Below are 21,124 nucleotides of genomic sequence, written 5' to 3' on the forward strand. Positions count from 1 at the left end.
AATGCGGGTCAACGCCGGATCAGGATGCTCCGGGTCATATGCCCCATCAAGTCGATACCGTCCCAGGTCGTATCGAATTGCAGCGCCTGGCCGATCGGCACGATGCGATAACCGCCTCGCCCGGCAATCAGCCGGGCGAGGCGACCGGTTTCATCCTCTCCAAGACCGAAATGGGTCAGCGTCTGGACAGGACGGGAGATCAGGCCCGCGACGTCCCTCATGTCCGTGGCGACCCAATCGGCCAAGAAGCCGCCGCCATGGCCACGCCGCAGCGCTGCGACCGGATCCTCGACACGGTTGACGTGCAGTTCATTCGAATAGGCTTGATGGCGCGTCGCGATTCCCTCGGCCAGCAAATCGGCGGACAGTGCCAGCTTGCCGATCGCGACCCCGGTTTCGACACGATAGCGCCGCTCGGCGATGACCGCTCCCAACCGACGATACAGATCGTCGGCAAGATCGCGCGGTTCGTCCAGCCAGACGATCAGCCGCGGTGATCCGCAGCCCATTTGATCGAACCAGAAGACGTCGTTGAAAAACCGTACCGCCAGCGCGTCGCGCTCCGCGTCCGAGGCGGCGCGATAGGCAGTGCTCGAAATGATCGCGAGCGACTTTCGATCGGGAAAACCGATCGAAAGGCCGTCCAGTCGTATGGGGACGACCGATACCGTGGCGACCTTGTGATCGCCGCCCCAGATCATGCGCAGGTCACAGAGCGATGACAATGTCCGCTCGGTTTCCCCGCCATAGGGATAATGGCAGAACAGCTGTCGCGCCGATTGCCCATGCGCCTCGACCGTCGACATGACCGTCCGCACCAGCCATTCGGTCTCGTCCGACAGTGTCGTGCCGAGCCGCACGACATTGGCGTTCCCGGCCAGCACCGACATCGCCCAGCTATAGACGAAGATGGTGTCGACATTGGTCGGGGGAAGGTGAAGCGCCACCCCGCGCGGCACCGGTACGAGATCGGCTGGCGGCACCGGCAGCGCCGCGACCAGCCGGGATATCGCCGCTGGGCGAAGCCAATAGGCCAATGCGACATATTGCGGCATCCGCCGCGATACCGGATCCTGCAGGATGCGCTGAGACAGGCTGCCGAGCAGCGCCAGCGCGGCGGGGTCGCACGGTGTCTGACCCTGATATTCCATATCGGTGACGAGGCGCAGCAGTGCATCGTCCGTCACGTCGGCGCGCGCCGGACTCCAAATGCAGGTCATGCTGAAGCCGCCGCAATCACGTCGCTGCACCCGCGCAACTCGGCCTTCGCTACCCGGCCCAGCACTCGCACCCCCCGGCCATTCCATCCGTCGACACCGGGATCGACCCGTTCGACGACACCCATGTCCTCGGTCAGAACGCTGTGCCCCGGATAGGAATGCGGCAGCAGCGACAACAATTGGATCACGCCGGATTGCCCGGCGGGCAGCGGCTGCCAGCTCTGCGGATCGCGGATGATGACGTCGGCGAAGTTGGGCGGAAACAGCAAGCCGTCAGGACCTTCCAGAAAGATCGATCCGATCTGTTCGACCATTCCGTAGAAATTGTAGATGCGCGTAAGGCCGAACGCTTCTTTGAACGCATGACGGAAGGTCGCATTGTCGACCGACCGTTCGACCATCTTCTTCCAGCCGCCCGAATGAATCAGGATGCCGTTCGAGAGATCGATCCCGCTATCGCGGAAGCGATCGTGGAAATGCATCCACACCATGAAGGTAAAGCCGAACATAAAGAACGGTTGACCGCCATGTTCCGCCAGAAAGGCGCGTACCGCCTCGACATCCGGCTCAAGATCCGGGTCGAGCGCAAAGGCGTGATTGCGACCATAGCGCATCAGACCGAGCACCCCAGCACCGCGAGCACTCATCCGGCGCGGATCCCTGAACACCATATCGGTATCGATGACAAGCATCGGCAACCGGCGCTTGCCCAGAACATGGGCAAGTGAATTGGCGAGCGCCTTTTGCTGGATCGTCGACGTATCCGTGTCGAGCGCGATCCGGCTAACCGCCTGCCCGGTCGTCCCGCTCGACGTCAGCGTGACGCGCACCGCCTGATCGTCGATCGATTGCAGGCGCTGCGTCTTGAACAGCGATACCGGCAGATAGGGCACGTCCTCGACCGTGGCCGCCGACCGCAGCCCGCCCCAGGCACCATCGATAATACGTCGATACGGCAACCCGGATGCATAATGATGCGCAGTCAGTTCGTTAAGACCGTCGAGCAACAGTGGCGCGCGCTGCGCCTGCGTCAGGGAATAAGCCGGAGCGTCCAGCGCCGCAGCCAGCGAACCTATCACGTTGCGGTCTCCAGTGCCTTGTAATCCACTTTGCCGCGCGCGGTCCGTGGCACCGCCGCCAGCCGCCGAAAGCGATAGCCCGCGAGTGTCACGGTGAACCGATCGGTCAGTCGACCGACTATCGCCTGTCTCACCGTCTCGTCGTCCCCATCATGGGCGTAGCTAACGACCAGCGCCTCGCCTTCCTGCGTGACGGCGCTGTCGCAGACGGTGTTGGCGACCATTTCCACGTCGTCCAAGTTGACGCGCAGGCCAAAGACCTTGCCGAAGCGCTTGACGCGCCCGGTCAGATGCAGGCGGCCCGCATCGTCCATATAGCCCACATCGCCGGTCCGCAGCATGCCGCCAAGTTCGTCCCCGCGCACGAGATCCGCCCGGCATTCGGCATAGCCCATCATGACGTTGGGGCCATGGAAGACCACCTCTCCGACACCCTGCGCGTCGGCATCGATGATCTCCAACCGGCATTCGGGCAGCGGCGTCCCTGCCGACGTCGGTGCGACAAGGAAGTCGGCGGGCTGGAGCGTCGTCATCCGCGGTGCAGCCTCCGTCTGTCCGTAGAGGACATAGAAGCATCCGCCGACTGCGCTCATGTGATCGTGGCAGCGTCGGCGCAGTTCCGCATCCATCGCGCCGCCTGCCTGCGTCAGCGTGCGCAGGCGATCCAACCCCAGCCGCGCAAACCCGAGCTTGGCCATGACCTGATGATGAAAGGGGACGCCCGGCATGTGTGTCACGCCCGCCGTGCGCATCGCCGGCCAGAACGCCCGGTCGGTCAGGCCGGCTGCCGTCAGCCGGATCCGCGCCCCGCGAACCAGATGGCTGGTCAGTACCGACAGCCCATAGGAATAATGCAGCGGCAGATAGCCGGCCGCGACATCGTCGCCTTGTATGTCGAGCACCTCGGCAATTCCGGTCGCATTCGCGGTGATCGCGCTGCGCGTCAGTCTTACCAGCTTGGGGCTGCCGGTCGAGCCGGAGGTCGACAGCAGAACCGTCAGTGCAGGATGTAGGTCGCTCGCGGCGGCACCGGAACGGCGATCCTCGGCACGGCCGTCTTCGACGACCCATTCCGGCGCATAGGTCGCCTCCAGCGCGTCACGGCTGGCGCGCGGCAGGGACGGATCGAACAGCACGACGGCATGTCCGGCTTCCATGCCGCCGAGCAGTGCCGCGACCGTGTCGATGTCGTTGGCCGCATAAAGAAACATCAGCGCGCGGGCACCGGAAAGCCGCGCCGCCCAATTGGCGGCGCGTGCACACAACGCGCCATAGCTGAGCCATTCGCTCGCCGTGTCGTCCAGCAAGGCTGGCCGTGCGGGGTCGATCGCCGCGATCGACACGAGCAGATCGCCCGTCGTCAAACGACCATTGCTCCGTCGACGCCGATGACCTGACCCGTCACATAGCCCGAAAGGTCGGAGGCCAGGAACAGGACGGCGTTCGCCACGTCCGCAGCGCTGCCCATCCGCCCCATACCGATCGACGACAGGCGCTGCGCCATCTTCTCGTCGGACAGTCCTTGAGCCATGTCGGTATCGATGAAGCCGGGGGCGATGGCGTTGACCCGGATATTCTTCGGTGCCAGTTCCTTGGCCGCCGACAGCGTTGCACCGATCACGCCAGCCTTCGACGCGCTATAGGCCAGCAATCCGGCATTGCCGAAGCGGCCCATGATCGACGCGAGATTGACGATCGATCCGCCCTGCCCGCGCTGCATCAGCCGCGTCGCCTGCTGGATACCGTGAATCGTCCCGGCCAGGTTGACGGCCAGCGTCTTCTGCACGTCCGCATCGGGAATCATCCCGATCAGGCCATCGACCAGCACCCCGGCATTGTTCACCCACAGGTCGAGCCGGCGATGCTGTGCAAATGCCAGCTTGGCCAATGCGGTCGCCGTCGCCGGGTCGGCCATGTCACCGGCATGGCAAGACACGGTCACCCCATGGCCGCGGGCGAGTTCCTGCCCGAAGGTCTCCAGCGTGTCGGCATGGCGATGGCCGCCAAGAATGAGGTTCATGCCAGACCGCGCCAATGCCTCGGCAACGGCAGCGCCGATACCGCGTGACGCACCGGTCACCACGCCGACACGTCCGCCCAGGTCGATCACGTCAGGCATATTTGCCCATGATTTCGACAACCTTGTCGTAGCTGCTCATGTCGAGCACGTCGTCCATGTCCAGCATGCAGTCGAACTGCGTTTCCAGCCCGGCGACGAGCGCCATATGCGCCACCGAATCCCAGCCAGGCGTCTCGTTATAGGCAAGCGGCACATCGCTCTTGGCCGGATCGATGCCGATCGCATCCTTGAACGCTTGATTGATCTTCTCTTCCACGGCTGTCTTTCCGTCCATCAGTGTTTCATCACACACGCCGCCACCCCTTCCCGCCACCGGCACGCGGCAAGGTCGGGACTCCCACGATCTGACGGCAGGCGCGGAGTGACGTCGCCGGATACATGACTGTCCGACCACCGACAAGGCATCCAGTCCATGCTTTTAGGCCATGGACCCGGACGCCACCACGTCGTACCCGCTCCTTCCCTGCACGTCGGGAGAAAAAAGATGGGTTATCTGAAGCGCGCGGATGTTGAGGCGATGGGCTTTCGTCATGTCGGCCGCGATGTGATGATTAGTGACCGGGCCAGCATCTATGGCGCAGAAGAAATGGAGATTGGTGACTTCTCGCGCATAGACGACTTCTGCTGCGTGTCGGGGCGCGTGACGATGGGGCGCAACGTTCATATCGCGCTCGGCTGCAATGTGGCAGGCGGCGAACCGGGGATCACGTTCGAGGATTTTTCGGGGCTAGCCTATGGCTGCCATGTCTTCGCACAGAGCGACGATTACAGCGGCACCACGATGACGAACGCCACCGTTCCAGATCGCTACAAGAAGGAAACCAAGAAGGCGGTGCGAATCGGTCGTCACTGCATCATCGGCACGTCATCGCTCATTTTCCCCGGCGTCGAGTTGGCGGAAGGCTGTGCCGTTGGCGCGCTCTCGGTCGTCACCCAGTCGACCCAACCCTGGTCCATCTACACCGGCAATCCAGCCAAGCGGGTCTGGCGGCGACAGAAGACACTCCTCGAGCTGGAACAGGCCTATCTGGCAGAGTCCTGAAGGGACCTATGCGATCACAATCCGCCCTCGGATATCGTCTGGGCAACTGGACAGATTGACGCGATTGAGCCAGAGCCCCGCGACGGGCCTCTACGATCGATGACCGGGCATCTAACGACAAGGAGTATGCGACTTGCATCGCAAAGGGATCGTTCTGGCCGGCGGTACCGGCACCCGATTATATCCGGCGACCCTGGGGATCAGCAAACAGCTTCTGCCGATCTATGACAAGCCGATGATCTATTACCCTCTGTCGGTGCTGATGCTTGCTGGCATTCGGGATATCCTGGTCATCACCACGCCGGCCGACATCGCGAGTTATCAGCGCGTCCTGGGAAATGGTGAGCAGTTCGGCGTTCGGATCAGCTATGCCATCCAACCGACCCCTGCCGGACTGGCGCAGGCGTTTTTGATCGGCGAGGAGTTCATCGATGGCGCGCCAGTCACGCTGGTGCTCGGCGACAACATCTTCTACGGTCAGGGCTTGCGCCAGATCGTGGAAGCGGCGGCCGCCACGACCGAGGGAGCAACGGTCTTCGCCTATCAGGTCAAGGATCCGCGCCAGTTCGGCGTCGTCGAGTTCGACGAACTGGGCCATGTTCTATCGATCGAGGAAAAGCCGGAAATTCCGCGTAGCCATTTCGCGGCCACGGGCCTTTATTTTTTCGACAGCGAAGTCGTCGCAGCAGCCCGGTCCGTCACGCCGAGTGCGCGGGGCGAGCTGGAGATCACCAGCGTTCTTCAGGCGTATCTGGATCGGCGCGCGCTCAAGGTCAGCCTGCTCGGTCGTGGATTTGCATGGCTGGACACCGGCACACATGGCGATCTGCTGGCCGCAGCCCATTTCGTAGAGACGGTGCAGAACCGCCAAGGCGCGATGATCGCCTGTCTGGAAGAAATAGGCTGGCGCAATGGCTGGCTGGATATCGCGACCCTCGCGCAAACCGGACAAGCATTGGCGAAAAACCGGCTATGGGCAATATCTGCTCGATCTCGCCGCCAGCCACTCGCATGCCGCGAACGGCTGACGCGCCCTCCCTTTGCAAAGACTTGCTTCGAAAGATCGGTGAATGAGGACCATTCCGTTCAACAAGCCATCAGTGGGACAGCGTGAGCTGGACTATGTCGCCGAATGCCTGCGTGGGAACAAGCATTCGGGCGATGGCCCGTTCACCAAGCGCTGTCACGAAGCGTTTCGGACGATGGGCTTGGGGCACGCATTGCTAACGACGTCCTGCACGGACGCGCTGGAAATGACGGCCCTTCTGCTGGATATCGGGCCGGGCGACGAGGTGATCCTGCCGTCGTTTACCTTCGTCTCCAGCGCTAACGCCTTTGTACTGCGCGGGGCGATGCTACGCTTTGCCGACAGCGGGGTCGACGATCCCAATATTTCGCCGGACGCGATCGAGGCGCTCATCACGCCACGTACCAAGGCCATCGTCGTGGTGCATTATGCCGGCGTCGCCTGCGATATGGACCGGATCGGCGACATCGCCCGCCGTCACGGAATCGCAATCGTCGAGGATGCCGCACAGGCGATCGATTCCTATCATCGCGGGCGCCCCCTAGGCACGATCGGCGACCTCGGCGCCCTATCCTTTCACGATACCAAGAACATCAGCGCCGGCGAAGGAGGACTGCTGCTGGTTCGGGACGAGGCCATGCAGCAACGTGCCGAAATCATCCGTGAAAAGGGAACCAATCGCTCAGCCTTCTTCCGCGGCGAAGTGGACAAATATGGCTGGGTGGACATCGGTTCGTCGTTCCTGCCCTCCGATGTCCTCGCCGCTTATCTGCTCGCGCAGCTCGAACGGCTGGACGAAATTCAAGCGCGACGGCGCGCCATCTGGACGCGATATGATCGCGCGCTGTCGACGCAGGTCGGCGCCTGTGGCGTACGGACCGCGCGGCTCCCGGAATGGGCGACCAACAATGCCCACATGTTCTATCTCGTTTGCGCCGACCTGGAACAGCGACAGCGATTGATCGACGGACTGCGCACGGCCGGTATCAGCGCCGCCTCACATTATCTATCGCTGCATAGCAGCCCCTATTTCCACCGCTTCCATGACGGGCGTTCCTTGCCCAACAGCGACCATTACACCGATACGATCGTGCGCCTGCCGCTGTTCGCCGACATGACGGAGGCGCAGGCGGACCGGGTGGCCGAAGAGGTGCTGGGCATCCTGACGGCATGATCCGTCGCCGCCTCCATCCGGCCCTGTTCCAAAGGCTCGCCGCGCCCGCGGCGGCCGCGCTGGCGCATGGGATGCGGATGGCGGTCAACCTGCTGGTCATCAAGTTCATCGCGGTGATCGTCGGCCCCGCAGGGCTGGGCCTGCTCGGCAATCTGATGAGCGTCGCGACCATCATGACCGTCTTCGCGGGCGGCGGTATCATGAACGGCATCACCAAATATGTCGCAGAATATCATTCTGACCTCGCACGCCTGACCAAGTTCCTGGGCAGCGCCACGCTGTTCGGACTGGTGGCCAGCGCGATCGTGATGGTCGCGACGCTGGTGGCAGCGCGCCCGCTCGCGTCGATCCTGTTCGGTCATGGCGGCATGGCATGGATCATCCCGCTGGTCGGGGTTGCGCACTTCCTATGCTTCGTCGGAGGGGCGGTCGTCGCGACAGTCAACGGCCAGCGTCGCCCCGTCGATTTCGCGATCATCACCGTTGCCGGCTATCTGGGCGCGGTTCCGGTTGCATTCGGCCTGATCCGGCTTGGCGGTGTCGCTGGCGCGGCGGTCGCATTGCTCGCCGTCGCCGCCAGCACCGCGATCCCGGCGGTCATCATCGCCTATCGCCGCGGGTTGCTCGCGCTTGCCCGGCCACGCATGGAGCGCGGCGACATCCGGCGGCTGTTGCGCTATACCGGCATCAGCGCAATATCTGCGATCGCCTTTCCTATGACCGAAATTATCATCCGGACGCAACTGACCGGGCATCTCGACATCGCCAGCACCGGTATCTGGCAAGGACTGACCCGGCTGTCGGGAGCGATCATGGGCTTCTATACGGTTTTCCTGGCGACCAGCCACATGCCGCGCCTCTCCGCGATTTCCGATCGGCGCCAGGCCGGGGCTGCGGTCGTCAGGGCCCTGCGGATTGTAGGACCGACTTTCGCGGGCTGTGCGGCCCTGGTGTATCTCGCCCGGCCGATCATCGTGCCGCTGCTCTTTTCCGACGCATTCCAGCCGATGGAAAAAGTCCTCGGATGGCAATTGCTGGGCGATACCTTACGCGTCTGTTCCTATGTCGTCGGTTTCCTCGGCATCGCCAAGGCCGCGCTCAAGATTCACATTATCGCCGAGCTGACACAGTGCGGTCTATACCTGCTGTTCACTCTGCTGGCACTGCACGCCGGTTACGGCCTGCGCGAAGTGGCGCAGGCCTATGCGCTGACCTATGGCATCTATTTCGCGATCACGCTCATCGCGCTTCGGGAATATGTCCGCCGATGATCTTCGTTGCCAACGTACTGGAGATGAACGGGGGGACGACCTTCCTCGTGCGGACGTGCGCGGCGATGAAGGCGAGGAACCGACGCTGTGCCGTACTGGTGCTTCGCCCGGGTGGCGATATCGGCCTGACGCGCGAGCTGGCACGGCATGCTGAGTTGTTCGACCTGGCATCATTCCAGCACGATCGCGGCCACCTCCTGCAGCGACAGCTCGGTGCCGTCGCGCCGATCGCCTGGAATCGGCTCGGCGATGCGCTTGCGCCGTTCGGGACAACCCTTCATGCCATGGGTGCGTTCGGCCTGATCGTGGCCGCGCGACTGGCCCGTCACCGACCCGAATTCCGGGTCACGGCAGGCATTTATCACCAGAACGAGTTTCTGTACCGCGCACACCATTTCTTTGCGGCGGAGCTATTGGCGCTGTTCCGGCGCCTGCCTTCCGAAAACCTCGTCTTCTTCAACGAGGTCAGCCGGGACAATTATGTCCGCTTCCATGATCGTCCCGATTACCGATCCTCGCCGTTATTGCCGATCGGCATCGACGTCGCCCCCCTGCCAGCCGGCCTGCCGCCACGGGAGGGATATCGGATCGTATCGGTCGGTAATCTGGAACGGTTCAAAACGTATAACCGGCACATCATCGCCATCATGCCGGAGCTCCTCTCCGAATTTCCCGATCTCCAATATGACATCTATGGCGAAGGAAACCAGCGCGAAGCCCTTCGGGCGCAGGCCCAGATGCTGGGTATCGGCGATCGGGTGCGGCTCCACGGCCGGGTCGCCTATGACCGGCTGGGTTCGATCTGGGACGGGGCCGACCTGTTCGTCGGCAGCGGCACCGCATTGATCGAGGCGGCCGCAGCAGGCCTGCCCGCCATGGTCGGGGTGGAGTCGATCGAAGAGCCGCTCAGCTATGGCTTCCTGAGCGACATCAGCGGCTTTTCCTATAACGAGCTGGGAGCCGATCTGCCACTTCGCCCGATGGCCGATCTGGTCCGCGCGGCGTTCGCCGACCGAGACCAGCGCCGTGCGATCGCCACCGCCTGCGCGGACAAGGCTCAGGAATTTTCCGTCGCACATACCGCGGCAGGCTTGATCCGGCTGGCCGATCAGGCCGTGGCAACGCCGCGGTTGCTGGACGTCGCGACCACCCTGCGCCTGTTCGTCGGCCTGCCGCTTCTGGCGTTGCACGATCGCCTTCATCCCGACCAAGCCTTCGCGAGCCGACGCGACCAATCATTCAGGGACGAGCGTTCGTGACTGCCATCATCATTCCCCTGCTCATAACGTTGTCGGCGTTGATGCCGTACCTGCCTGGCGGAGTGCGCGTCGACCAGCTCGCCGTTCCGATTCTGACGATCCCCGCCCTCTTCATGGCCCGCCGTCAACATGCCGGGCCATTCATCTGGGGCATCCCGCTAATCGTCAGCCTGATCGCGCTGGCGGTATCAAGCCGACTGTCCTGGCAGACCGGGCTGGCGACCAGTGGGCTTTTCTCGATGATCCGCGTCACTTTGCCCGTCGTTGCGCTGCTCAGCTTTCCCGCGCTGTTGTCGCGGACTCCGAATGCAACCTTGTATAGCGCGCTGTCGGCCGCAGGATGCGCCGGCGTCGCCAGCCTGGCTGCCCTGGGCGCCCTTGCCTCGCCGCGCATCCTGACCGTCATGACCTTATGGGTTCGTACCGAGGACGATTCGGTCTGGACCCAGGCGCAGGAAATCGGGCGCTTCTCGGGCATTTTCAACCAGCCGCTCGAAGCCGGGGTATTCTATTCGGTTGCCCTGATGGCACTCGTATTCTGTTGGAAATATGCCAGGGTGAACAAGCTGCTGCTCGTCGGCTTACTGGTATTGATCATGGCTGGCGGGGGCCTCAGCCTGTCGAAAAACTTCATCGTCGTTGGAATCGTTTGTTCGGCGGCTCTGGCAATCTGGATCGGCGTGATCCCCTTCTGGCTGGTACTGGCCATTGCACTGCCGACGATGCTTATCGTGCCACCGCTATTCGTCCGCTACAATCCGGACTATGTCGATTCGCTGGTTGCGCTCTATTATACCGGAGGCTTGTTTTCGGCCTTGACCGCAGGGCGCTTCGGACAGGCCGACAGTCAGGTTTCGATCCTGTTCCAATCGCTTTTCGAAGTCGGAGATTGGCCGCTGGGACGCGGGCTGGGGTCGCATCTACCGCTCGACAACGGCTTCCTGGAATTTTTCTATCAGGGGGGCATCGTCGCGCTGGGGGGATTTGTGATTGCCCTGCTCGCCTTACTGATCCACGGCTGGCGGCACCGTGCGATGGATCAGGGCCGTTTCCTGGTGATGCTGATTCTATTCACGATCGGGGCATCCTTGGGAGGTCCGGCCTTCACGGCCAACCGCGCCAATATCGTATTGTTGTTGTTAATCGCTGCGACCATCGTCGATATTCAGCGCAGGCAACGTCCCCTTGCGTTACCCGTGCCGCGTCACGCCCCTTCTTACTGACCGGCGGCTGCGGCCAACTCCTCCGCGATCGCGACCACGCCAATCGAAAAGGCCAGCCGCTCGTCATAGAAACGACGCCCGGCCACCCCCATGGCCGCACGTTCGGCAGCGGGCATCGCCGCCAGTCGCTGCGCCACGTCGGCCAGCGCCGAGGCATCTTGCGGCGGGAAGATCAGGCCTGCGCCCGCCTCCTCGACCATCGCGGCCGCATCGCCGCGTACCCCGAGCAGGATAGGCCGCCCAATCGCCATATAGGCCTGGGTCTTCGACGGAATCGTGATATCGAACAACGGATCGTCGCGCAGATGAACCAGCAGCGCATCGGCTGCGGCGAACAGATCGCTCATCTGCGACGGGTGCCGGGCGGGATGGAACACCATCCTATCGGGGGGCAGGTCGCCCGCGCGTTCCTTCAGCCGCTCCACCTCGACCCCGCCGCCCACCATGACGAAGCGGATGGGCACCGCCCGGTCGCGCAGGATCCGCGCCGCCTCGATCACGGTATCCAGCGCCTGCGCCCTGCCCATATTTCCGGCAAAGAGGATCGTGAACACGCCATCCTCTGGAATAAGGCGGGCGGCCACGTGCCGAGCGCCAGCGACGATTTCGTGTGGAGCCCAGTTCGGCACGACCCTGACCGGGGTGGAGATATCCCGCTCCAGCAAGCGACGCTTGAAACCATTGGACAACACGACGATCCGCGCCGCGCGACGCAGTGCGAACGTCGTCCACCAGCCGACGGCGGCCAGGATGCGGCGATTGTTGACCATCCCCGTGGCGGCCAGCGTGTCGGGCCACAGATCCTGGATATCGCACACGAAAGGTACGCGGCGGAACAGCCGCAGCACCACCGCGGCGAGCGCCGCGGTCATGGGTGGCGTATAGACATACACGACGTCCGGCTTGCGCCGCGTCAGCGCCAGCAGCGTCGTCGACGCAGCGAAGGACACGTAATTGGCGATCCGCCGCAGCGCGGACTGATCGTGGCTGGGGAACAGATATCCGCGCGTCACCGAGATCCCGTTCATCGTCTCGTGCTGCACCAGCCGGATGCGATAGCCGGGATAGACCGTGCCCCCGGGATAATTGGGAAAGCCCGTCAGCACCTCGACCTCATGCCCCAGGTCACGCAAGGCGTTGGCGAATTCGAGACCCTTGAAATGCGGTTCGGGTTGAAACCACTGCGTGAGAATAAGTATCCGCATCGTTCTTTCGCCGCTGGCTGAGATGGCAGGGGAGTACGGCGTCAGCCGTTCAGGACCCGGCTGCGTTGTGGCATCACCGTCGCGCCATCCGCGACCGATCGCACGACCGTACTACCCAACCCCGCCACGACAAAGGAACCGATACGCCGCCCCTCAAGCACGATGACGCCAGGCCCGATCAGGCTATGGTCGCCGACCGCTGCGGCCCCGCCAACAAACGCGCCGGGGGCGAGGATCGCACCGACACCGATCGTCGCATCGTGCCCGACGATCACGCTGGTATTCAGGATAGCGCATCGGTCGATGGCACGCATCGACACTGACTACCGCGCCATGCGCGACAAAGGCGCCCGCCGCGATCGAGGCCCCCATCGAGATCGTGGCACGGGGCGACACCAGCGTCTCCAGAACCAATCCCTTGCCATCCACCCAGGCGATCGCATCACGCCTGACTTCCAACGAGCTCCGGTTCACCGCGCCAAAGGCGATGAAAACGGAGTCGAAGTCAGCGCGATGGTCGAGCAGCGCGTCGCCCGTTCCCCAATAGGGCGCGTTGATGACGCCCGGCGTTAGCCCGGTATAGCCCACCACCCGATGACCACATAGAAGCGCGATCTCATACGCCTCCTTGGCGAAACCGCTGCCGCCCATGAACGCGATCCTGCTCACAACACGAACTCCACGATCGCCTTCTTCTGCGTCACGGCGAAGATCACGTCCCGCCCGAACAAAACCGCAGGGATGGGACCGCGTACCTTGAGCATACGCCGCTCGCGAATCACCGCCATAACGCCCGCTTCGTCGAGGCCACCGTAACAAATATGGTGCAGCCCTTCCCCTACGCGGTCGATATGCTGCCAAGTGAATGCTTCGGCGGTCAGCGGCTGGATCAGTTCGACATAAGGGGCGGCCGATCCACCGACACCATAGAGTGCCAGCCGCGCCTGTTGCAGCGGATCCTCGACCATCCGCACCTGCTCCAGCCCGGGCAGGCCGCGGGCATAGGCCTCGATGTCGCGCACGACATATCCGACATGGTGCAAATACATCTAGAGCGAGGCCCCGCCGTCGATAGTCACGATCTGGCCCGTGATCGAGCCGGCCGCTGGCGACAGCAGGTACAGGATCAGATCGGTCACCGCCTGCACCGAGGTGATGCCCAGCGGGGTACGCTTCTCCAGTTCCTCGCGAAACTGGGCGTTGTAGATATGCGCCTGCGACTGCGTCATCTCAGTATCGAGCCAGCCCGGCGCGACACCGACGAAACGGCGCGGCGCCAGTTCACGCGCCAGCCCCTTGATCATCGCGTCCAGCGCCGCCTTCGCCGCGGCATAGGCGACGATCCCCGGCTCAGGCCGCGTGGCCGCAATCGATGAAACCCCGCAGAATACCGCATCCGCCTGTGCGATGCGCGCGCTCGCCATGTGCCGGGCAACGTGCAGTGCACCCTTGATATTCACGTCTATCACCCGGTCGATCTCCGCGGGCTTCATCGCACGCATCGGCTTGATGACTTGCGCGCCCGCACAATAGACCAAGGCCGAGATCTTGCCCCGTTCGGCCACGGCCTGGGTCAACGCCGCATCGATGCTGGCGCTGTCGTCCACATCGCAGAACAGCCCGATGATGCCGTCATGGCCCGCCGTCCCAAACCGTTCGACACGCCGCGCCAGCGCCGTAACGGGCATGCGTTCCGCCAGCCGCTGCGCGACCGAAAGACCGATCCCGCTCGACGCGCCGACAACAACGGCATGGGGCGATGCCGCCTCGGGATCAGCCATCGATCGCCGATCCGGCCAACGCCACGAGATCGTCGGTGGTCTTCAACGCGGCAAGTGCCTCCAGATCGACGGTGACGCCCATTTCCTCGAACAGGTCGATCAGCGACAGGATGCCCAGCGAGTCCCAGTTCGGATAATCGGCCAGATCGCGGCCCGCCTCCAACGGCTGCTCGGTCTCGATGACATCGCCGACGGCCTGCAGGAATTCGTCCTTTGTCATCATTCTTCTCCGGAATAGGTCTGGGTCGGCGGGGCGTAGATGCTGTCGGTTTCCAATACGCATGCACCCCAACTCAGCCCGATGCCGAAGCCAGCGAAGAGCGAAGTGACCTTGCCCTCTGCATAGTGCGACGACAAAAAGCCGGAAATCGTACCGGGGATCGAGGCGGCGTTCTGATTGCCATAGCGCGACTGGGTGGACATGCTGATCCTGTCCGCGGGTATCTTCATACGCTTCTGCAAGTTGGTCAGGATATACTTGTTGGGCTGATGCAGGACGAACTGGTCGATCGCGTCCATTTCCTTGCCTGCGAAGGCCAGGATGTCGGTCATCATGCCGGGGACGCGTTGAAGGGTGAAGTTGAACACCGCCGCGCCGTCCATATGCATCAGCGCGGGCTTGCCTTCATCCTCGGGCACATTCCGGAAGCCACTGTTGGGGATCATCAGCGCCCGTGCGCCCGATCCGTCCGAATAGAGCTGGAACCAGCTATCGCTGTCCTTGCGTTCGATCAGGATCGCGGCGCCCGCATCGCCCATGATTGGCGCGATCGCATGATCGTCGGCATCGATGAAACGGCTTGCGACATCGCCGACGCACAACAGCACCCGGTTCAACCCGGCCTGTACCAACCCGAACGCGACCGCAAGACCATAGACGAAGCCGCTACAGCCCAGCCGCATGTCAAATGCCATCGAGGTCACCGGCAGCCCCAGCCGGTGCTGGAGCGAGATCGCCGACGATGGCGCGGCATGGTCCGGTGACTGCGTCACCAGGATCAACCCCTGCACCGCTGTCGGATCGACCCCGCAACCGGCAAGCACGGCCCGCGCGGACTGTGCGCACAAATCAGTCGTCGTCTGCGCGCCCGATACCACCTGTCGCCGATCGAGACCGATCGCACGCCGCAGGCGATCTGCCTCGCCCTCTCCCAAACCAAACCGCTCCCGCTCCGCCGCGAATTCGACACAACGGTCCCCGACGGTGGTGACGATTCCGGCGATCCGCGCCTTGTCGAAACGCAGCTCTGCGCGCTCTGCCTCAGCCACGACGCGCCTCGACATAGGCGACCCAGTCCGCCCAGCGTCGCAGCGGCGACTTCGCCGCATCGAAGATCGTTTCGTCGGCCAGGGTGACGTAGGTACCCGTCTGTTGCTCGATCGCGACTTCGGTTTCCAGCAACAAGTTGACGATGGTGAAGGAGTCCACGTTATCGATCACGTTGAGGTCATCATACACCTCGGGATCGAGCGGCGGCTCGATGTCCGCGGCGACACGCGCCCATACCGAATGAAGCAACTCGGGCAGTTCCGACATCAATCCACCTTTTTGATTGTCAGCGGTGCCGAAACACGCGGACCGCCTGCATATTGAAAATAACGTATCCCCTCCGCTTCGTCAGCGAACGTAAAGCCGTTATCCGTATAGAAATCCGCCACCATCCCATTCTTGGCCGTCGGTATAAGGACGCCCTTTACCGCCCCTTCCTCCTGTTCGCAAACATGGCGCAGCATCTCCTGCTCGATCCTCCGGCCAATCGCGCGGCAGCTCATCAGAAATGTATCGATCATCCCGTCGGCTACAATCACCACGCCGACGATCCCCATGTCACCGAAACGATCGATGACACGGAAATCATAGACATGGGCGCGCTGCATCAGCGCCAGCATCTCCGCCTCGCTACACCGCCGTGTCGTCAGGTTGAACTGGTTGGTCTTGTTGGTCAGCTGCGCGATCCGCTTCACCTGTGCGGTGCGGTTCAATCCGACCTCGATGCGGATATCGAGCGAGCGGATATAGTCCTCGATCGTCTCAGCAGACTGCGCGATCGTCTGCCGTTGCGCCTCCTGGTCATATTGCTGCGACTTGGCTCGGTCCTCGGCGGTCAACGACCAGCAGCCCAGGTCGGTTATGGTTCCAAGCAGCGCCAGCGCGTCCGCAGCCCTACCCCCATCGAAACGATGCCCCGACACCCCGGGCAGCGACCGGCCGACCTCCTCCAACTCGAACGGATTGTCGTCGATGAATACCATCGAATCGACGCCGACGTTCAGCTCCTGCGCGATCGAGGCGATGTTCTGGCTCTTGCGCTCCCAGTTGATCCGGGTCGCGGTGAAATCCGACAGCGCCAGCGGCATCGCGCGCTTGGCGAACAGTTCGGCGACATCGCCATGATTGTTTTTCGATACCATCGCCAGCAGGACGCCACTGTCACGCAACGCGCGCAGCTGTTGCTGGAAACGCTGGTACACGATACCGGGATATTCGCTGCCGATCTCGACACCGTCCACCCCATCTTCCCCGATCACCCCGCCCCAGAGCGTGTTGTCCGCGTCCAGCACTACCACCTTCTTGCGCGGCACGAAGCGTTCGCGGACGATGCGGGCATATTCCGCTATGATCGCGGGCAGGACATGCTGGGTATAGGGCATCCGCATGACCAGGTCATTCTGGATGCTGATCGCGCGATCGGTCCCGACCCGGCTTACGACCCCGGCGAGATCGGCGACCGAGAGCATCGGATGGCTCTCCGCACAGCGCGTCAGCATCTGATTGAGCGTCGCAATTCCATCGGCCAGCTTCAGCCCATCGATCCCGACGATCCGCTGACCAGGAACCGCCAGCAGATTGTTGACGACAATCAGCGTCGATCCCCGAGCCGCGGCCCTGGCCAGCAGCTCACAATATTGCGCCATCTGCTCGCTTGCTGCCTCTATGTTGCCGTCGTGCAGGAAATGGGACAGTCCCGCATGAAGGATCAGAACGTCGGCTCGACTCTCATCGATCAGAACCTGACTGTGCTGGTCGATGTCGTGGTGCCGCACGCTCACATCGATCCCCTCAAGCGCCCGCCCGAGCCGGCCGAGCGGTTGCGTGATGATGTCACCCGCCAATTCGATCGATAGGTGCTTGGACACGGAAAAACCTTGTTGAAAAAGAAGAGGAGATAGATGTCCGATCGGCACCCGCCGTCCGGACGGAAAAGGAATGCTGCCCGCGTTAATGGCCCGCTGGCGGCAGCTCCTGCTCGCCCAGAAATTCCGGCATCGTCGCTGCGTCTGCGGCATTGATATCGTCACGCCGGATCACGCGCGTGACGGTCATCACTAGGATGCGAAGGTCAAGCCAGAAGGAGCGGTGATCGACATACCAAGTGTCTAACTCGAACTTCTGCTTCCATGTCAACGCATTGCGGCCATTCACCTGAGCCCAGCCGGTGATGCCCGGTCGCACCAGATGACGGCGCGCCTGTTCCGGGCTGTAGCGATCCAGATAGGCCATCAGCAGCGGGCGCGGTCCGACCAGGCTCATATCGCCGCGCAGGACGTTCCAAAGTCCAGGCAGCTCGTCGAGGCTGGAACTGCGCAGCCACTGTCCCAGCCTGGTCAGGCGCTCGCCATCCGGCAACAACATGCCGTCGGCGTCGCGCCGATCGTTCATGGTACGGAATTTATACATGCGGAACGGTCGACCACCCAGTCCCGGACGCTGCTGCGCGAAGATCACCGGTCTTCCCATACGCCGCGCGATCATGACCGCCAGCACCAGCATTATCGGCGAAAAGAGGATCAGGCACAGCGACGCCACAGCCAGATCGAACAGCCGCTTCATCATGATGCTGGTCGCCGCAGCGACAGGATGACGTCGACGACGCGGTCGACGTCGCTGTCGGTCATCTGCGAGCCGGACGGCAAACACAGGCCCTGATCGAAATTCCGCGCTGCAACGTCGCCGCCCAGCGCACGGCAACCGGCAAATACGGGCTGGAGATGCATCGGCTTCCACAGCGGACGGCTTTCAATCTGTTCCGCCTCCAGCGCATGGCGCACGTCCTCGCACGAGATCCCAGCCGCGACCGGATCGATCAGCACCGTCGTCAGCCAGCGGTTGGCGCGCATGTCCGTAGGCTCGTCGCTGAACGTGAACCCGTCCATTTCCCCCAGTCGCGCGCGATAATGATCATGAACGCGCCGACGTGCCGCGACGCGCTCGTCCAGCACCTCAAGCTGCCCGACCCCGACCGCGGCGCACAATCCGCTCAGACGGTAATTATAGCCAAAGGTCGTATGCTCGTAATGCGGGGCGGGATCGCGAGCCTGGGTCGACAGGAAGCGGGCGCGCTCGATCGCATCGCCATCCGACGATGCCAGCGCGCCGCCCCCCGACGTCGTGATGATCTTGTTGCCATTGAAGGAAAAGATCGCGAAATCAGCCCCGACCCCGGCATGAACGCCATGGCGGAATGCGCCCATAGCCTCAGCCGCGTCAGCGATCCAGACAAAGCCGTATCGGTCGGCCAGCCGGCGCATCCGCACGCCATCGACGACGTGGCCGTACAGGTCGGTGCTGATGACGACCCGCGGCAACGTACCGTCGCGATCGGCCTCCCCTAGCGCCTGTTCCAACAGGTCCAGGTCAAGCAGCATGTCGTTGCGCGCGATATCCAGAAAGACCGGCACGGCGCCCAGGTAGCAGATCGGCGCGACCCCGCCGATGAACGTCATCGTCGCGCCCCATACCGCGTCACCCTGGCCGATCCCGCTCAGGCGCAGTGCCAAGTGCAGCGCGGCGGTCCCGCTCGACAGCGCCGCGACGTGCGGGATGCCCGTATAACGGGCCAGATCCTGCTCGAAGCGGTTGACCATCGGGCCGACCGGCGCGACCCAGTTGGTCGTGAAGACCTCGTCTACATACTTTTGCTCGCGACCGCTCATGTGCGGCGAGGAAAGGAACATACGGTCCGACCGTTGAGTCATAGTGGGGGGACAATCCAGCAAATGGCGATGCTCCGTTTGCCTAGGCGGTCCGTTTCCGGTGTCAACCAAAACGGCACGCCAATCGTCCGCGACGATTGCACCACATGAAGACACAAACTAGTGCAACGGTCATGCGCATTCTCGTAACCGGCGGTGCCGGCTTCATCGGTTCAGCCCTTGTACGGCACCTGATCCAACATACAGCTTACGAGGTTCTCAACTTCGACAAGCTGACCTATGCCGGATCGCCTACGACCGTCGCTCCGGTCGCAACAAGCGACCGCTATCGTTTTGTCAGGGGCGATATCTGCGACGCGGAAGCGGTGCGTTCGTCGATTGCTGATTTTCGCCCGACCATCATCACGCACCTCGCCGCGGAAAGCCATGTCGACCGCTCGATCGATGGTCCGGGTGCATTCGTACAGACCAATGTCGTGGGCACCTATGTCATGCTCGCGGAGGCCCAGGCCTATTGGGCCGGGCTGGATTCGACCGAACAGGCAGCATTTCGTTTCCACCACATCTCAACTGACGAAGTCTATGGCTCCCTCGGCGCGGACGGGTATTTCACGGAAAACACACCCTACGATCCCCGCTCCCCCTATTCGGCATCGAAAGCTGGCTCGGATCACCTCGTCTCTGCCTGGGGACACACTTTCGGGTTGCCGACACTTATCACCAACTGCTCGAACAATTACGGTCCCTATCATTTCCCCGAGAAGCTGATCCCGCTGATGATCGCCAAAGCACTCGTAGGCGAATCCTTGCCGATTTATGGTGCGGGCGACCAAGTGCGCGACTGGTTGTATGTCGAGGATCACGTTCGTGCTTTGCAAACCGTGTTTGAAAAGGGTGTTCCGGGACGAACCTACAATATCGGCGGTCATAACGAAAAACAGAATGTCGATGTTGTCAGGATCCTTTGTGCGATACTCGATCGGCTTCGTCCGCGGGCGGATGGAGAGAGTTACGCAAGACAGATCACCCATGTCGTCGATCGCCCCGGCCATGATAAGCGCTACGCCATCGATGCTTCACGCATCCGCACCCGAGCTGGGATGGGTTCCTGAGGAATCCTTCGATAGCGGAATTGAGAAGACGGTTCGCTGGTTTCTAGCCAACGAAGGGTGGTGGCGACCGCTGGTAAATAGCGAGGCCGTCGAACGGCGGGGCGTCCTTTGACACTGATATGGTGACAAGGTCGATCCGTGAACGCCCGCGGGCTTTGACGTGAATCGGTCGGGCTCGTTCTGTCATGCCTTGGAGATAGCTTCGTAGGGCGTGTGGACTGGCCTCGGCTTTGAACAGGCCATTGATGCCTTCGGCAAGGGCATTGTGTGAGCATCCGGCGTTGAGGTGGCCCCTCAAATGACCTGACAGGGCCTCGCTCTTGGATAAGAGTGAGGCATATGACTGACGGTACGACCAGGCGTTACAATGACGGCGAGGTCCTCTCCGGTGTCCAGCGCCGGAGGCGGTGGACACCGGAGGAGAAGGTCCGGATCGTCGAGGAGACGTATCTTCCGGGGATGAGCGTGTCGCTCGTCGCCCGCCAGCACGGCATCAGCGGCAGCCAGGTCTTCACCTGGCGCCGCCTGATGAACCAGGGTGCGCTGACCGCCGCGGCAGCCGGCGAGGAGGTGGTGCCAGCGTCCGAGTACCGGGCGCTGGAGGCGCAGGTGCGCGAACTGCAGAGGCTGCTCGGCAAGAAGGCCATGGAGAACGAGCTGCTGCGTGAGGCCGTGTCCCGTGCCGCAGGCCCAAAAAAACTGCTCTTGCGCTCGAC

20 protein-coding genes and 3 pseudogenes are annotated in these 21,124 nt (G+C 62.7%); 8 read left to right on the forward strand and 15 right to left on the reverse strand.

The features are described from left to right. Nucleotides 1-8: 8 nt before the first annotated feature. Genes QE379_RS00100 through QE379_RS00120 form a run of 5 tightly spaced genes read right to left on the reverse strand, consistent with a single transcriptional unit; the run spans nucleotide 9 to nucleotide 4,653 of the window. The gene (locus QE379_RS00100; RefSeq protein ID WP_306996680.1) at nucleotides 9-1,220 is read right to left on the reverse strand and encodes an acyl-CoA reductase; all 1,212 of its coding nucleotides are present in this window, start codon (nucleotides 1,218-1,220) and stop codon (nucleotides 9-11) included. After that, nucleotides 1,217-2,299, reverse strand: coding sequence for an acyl-protein synthetase (locus QE379_RS00105; protein ID WP_306996682.1), 1,083 nt, complete (start codon nucleotides 2,297-2,299; stop codon nucleotides 1,217-1,219). Before QE379_RS00105 ends, QE379_RS00100 begins: the two co-directional genes overlap by 4 nt. Continuing rightward, nucleotides 2,296-3,663, reverse strand: coding sequence for an AMP-binding protein (locus QE379_RS00110; protein ID WP_306996684.1), 1,368 nt, complete (start codon nucleotides 3,661-3,663; stop codon nucleotides 2,296-2,298). Before QE379_RS00110 ends, QE379_RS00105 begins: the two co-directional genes overlap by 4 nt. Continuing rightward, nucleotides 3,660-4,418, reverse strand: coding sequence for an SDR family NAD(P)-dependent oxidoreductase (locus QE379_RS00115; RefSeq protein ID WP_306996686.1), 759 nt, complete (start codon nucleotides 4,416-4,418; stop codon nucleotides 3,660-3,662). Before QE379_RS00115 ends, QE379_RS00110 begins: the two co-directional genes overlap by 4 nt. Next, nucleotides 4,411-4,653 (reverse strand): acyl carrier protein, encoded by a 243-nt coding sequence (locus tag QE379_RS00120; protein ID WP_306996688.1) that lies wholly within the window; start codon nucleotides 4,651-4,653, stop codon nucleotides 4,411-4,413. Before QE379_RS00120 ends, QE379_RS00115 begins: the two co-directional genes overlap by 8 nt. Before the next feature lie 210 nt (nucleotides 4,654-4,863). Here QE379_RS00120 and QE379_RS00125 point away from each other — a divergent pair, with 210 nt between their 5' ends. The 6 genes and pseudogenes from QE379_RS00125 (at nucleotide 4,864) to QE379_RS00150 (ending at nucleotide 11,375) form a co-directional block, all read left to right on the forward strand. Further along, complete coding sequence (locus QE379_RS00125) at nucleotides 4,864-5,421, forward strand: acyltransferase (protein WP_306996691.1); 558 nt, start codon at nucleotides 4,864-4,866, stop codon at nucleotides 5,419-5,421. A 133-nt stretch (nucleotides 5,422-5,554) separates the two neighbouring features. Continuing rightward, nucleotides 5,555-6,449: pseudogene (rfbA, locus tag QE379_RS00130) on the forward strand (glucose-1-phosphate thymidylyltransferase RfbA). 42 nt (nucleotides 6,450-6,491) lie between these two features. Beyond that, nucleotides 6,492-7,622, forward strand: a complete 1,131-nt coding sequence (rffA, locus tag QE379_RS00135) for a dTDP-4-amino-4,6-dideoxygalactose transaminase (protein WP_306996692.1) — start codon at nucleotides 6,492-6,494, stop codon at nucleotides 7,620-7,622. Continuing rightward, complete coding sequence (locus QE379_RS00140) at nucleotides 7,619-8,893, forward strand: O-antigen translocase (RefSeq protein WP_306996694.1); 1,275 nt, start codon at nucleotides 7,619-7,621, stop codon at nucleotides 8,891-8,893. Before rffA ends, QE379_RS00140 begins: the two co-directional genes overlap by 4 nt. Continuing rightward, nucleotides 8,890-10,152 carry a glycosyltransferase family 4 protein gene (locus QE379_RS00145; RefSeq protein WP_306996696.1) on the forward strand — a complete coding sequence of 421 codons (1,263 nt, stop codon included), beginning with the start codon at nucleotides 8,890-8,892 and terminating at the stop codon, nucleotides 10,150-10,152. The genes QE379_RS00140 and QE379_RS00145 overlap by 4 nt, the downstream gene beginning before the upstream one ends. Beyond that, nucleotides 10,149-11,375 (forward strand): hypothetical protein, encoded by a 1,227-nt coding sequence (locus QE379_RS00150; RefSeq protein ID WP_306996698.1) that lies wholly within the window; start codon nucleotides 10,149-10,151, stop codon nucleotides 11,373-11,375. The genes QE379_RS00145 and QE379_RS00150 overlap by 4 nt, the downstream gene beginning before the upstream one ends. Here the strand turns inward: QE379_RS00150 and QE379_RS00155 are convergent. From QE379_RS00155 to QE379_RS00200, 10 genes are all read right to left on the reverse strand, one after another. Beyond that, entirely contained in the window at nucleotides 11,369-12,580 is a 1,212-nt protein-coding gene (locus QE379_RS00155; RefSeq protein WP_306996700.1) for a glycosyltransferase family 4 protein, read from the reverse strand. The two genes, QE379_RS00150 and QE379_RS00155, sit on opposite strands and share 7 nt — an antisense overlap. A 41-nt stretch (nucleotides 12,581-12,621) precedes the next feature. Continuing rightward, on the reverse strand, nucleotides 12,622-12,894 hold the full coding sequence (locus QE379_RS00160; RefSeq protein ID WP_306996702.1) for a hypothetical protein: 273 nt from the start codon (nucleotides 12,892-12,894) through the stop codon (nucleotides 12,622-12,624). A gap of 351 nt (nucleotides 12,895-13,245) precedes the next feature. Next, nucleotides 13,246-13,629 carry a VOC family protein gene (locus QE379_RS00165; RefSeq protein WP_306996705.1) on the reverse strand — a complete coding sequence of 128 codons (384 nt, stop codon included), beginning with the start codon at nucleotides 13,627-13,629 and terminating at the stop codon, nucleotides 13,246-13,248. Continuing rightward, nucleotides 13,630-14,361 (reverse strand): SDR family NAD(P)-dependent oxidoreductase, encoded by a 732-nt coding sequence (locus QE379_RS00170; RefSeq protein WP_306996707.1) that lies wholly within the window; start codon nucleotides 14,359-14,361, stop codon nucleotides 13,630-13,632. Next, the gene (locus tag QE379_RS00175; protein ID WP_306996709.1) at nucleotides 14,354-14,584 is read right to left on the reverse strand and encodes a hypothetical protein; all 231 of its coding nucleotides are present in this window, start codon (nucleotides 14,582-14,584) and stop codon (nucleotides 14,354-14,356) included. The genes QE379_RS00170 and QE379_RS00175 overlap by 8 nt, the downstream gene beginning before the upstream one ends. After that, entirely contained in the window at nucleotides 14,581-15,630 is a 1,050-nt protein-coding gene (locus tag QE379_RS00180; protein ID WP_306996711.1) for a ketoacyl-ACP synthase III, read from the reverse strand. Before QE379_RS00180 ends, QE379_RS00175 begins: the two co-directional genes overlap by 4 nt. Then, complete coding sequence (locus tag QE379_RS00185) at nucleotides 15,623-15,898, reverse strand: hypothetical protein (RefSeq protein ID WP_306996713.1); 276 nt, start codon at nucleotides 15,896-15,898, stop codon at nucleotides 15,623-15,625. Before QE379_RS00185 ends, QE379_RS00180 begins: the two co-directional genes overlap by 8 nt. Next, a complete protein-coding gene (locus QE379_RS00190; RefSeq protein ID WP_306996715.1) occupies nucleotides 15,898-17,547 on the reverse strand; it encodes an HAD family hydrolase in 1,650 nt (549 codons plus the stop codon). The genes QE379_RS00185 and QE379_RS00190 overlap by 1 nt, the downstream gene beginning before the upstream one ends. A 34-nt stretch (nucleotides 17,548-17,581) precedes the next feature. Next, nucleotides 17,582-18,196 (reverse strand): sugar transferase, encoded by a 615-nt coding sequence (locus QE379_RS00195; protein ID WP_306996717.1) that lies wholly within the window; start codon nucleotides 18,194-18,196, stop codon nucleotides 17,582-17,584. After that, a complete protein-coding gene (locus QE379_RS00200; RefSeq protein ID WP_306996719.1) occupies nucleotides 18,193-19,296 on the reverse strand; it encodes a DegT/DnrJ/EryC1/StrS family aminotransferase in 1,104 nt (367 codons plus the stop codon). The genes QE379_RS00195 and QE379_RS00200 overlap by 4 nt, the downstream gene beginning before the upstream one ends. 173 nt (nucleotides 19,297-19,469) lie before the next feature. On the opposite strand from QE379_RS00200, the pseudogene rfbB reads away from it, so the two are divergent. Beyond that, nucleotides 19,470-20,520, forward strand: a pseudogene (gene rfbB, locus QE379_RS00205) (dTDP-glucose 4,6-dehydratase). Nucleotides 20,521-20,747: 227 nt separating this feature from the next. Continuing rightward, nucleotides 20,748-21,107, forward strand: a pseudogene (locus QE379_RS00210) (transposase); the annotation flags it as partial. Nucleotides 21,108-21,124 lie beyond the last annotated feature (17 nt).

Source organism: Sphingomonas sp. SORGH_AS_0879 (genome assembly GCF_030819175.1).
Classification (GTDB): domain Bacteria; phylum Pseudomonadota; class Alphaproteobacteria; order Sphingomonadales; family Sphingomonadaceae; genus Sphingomonas.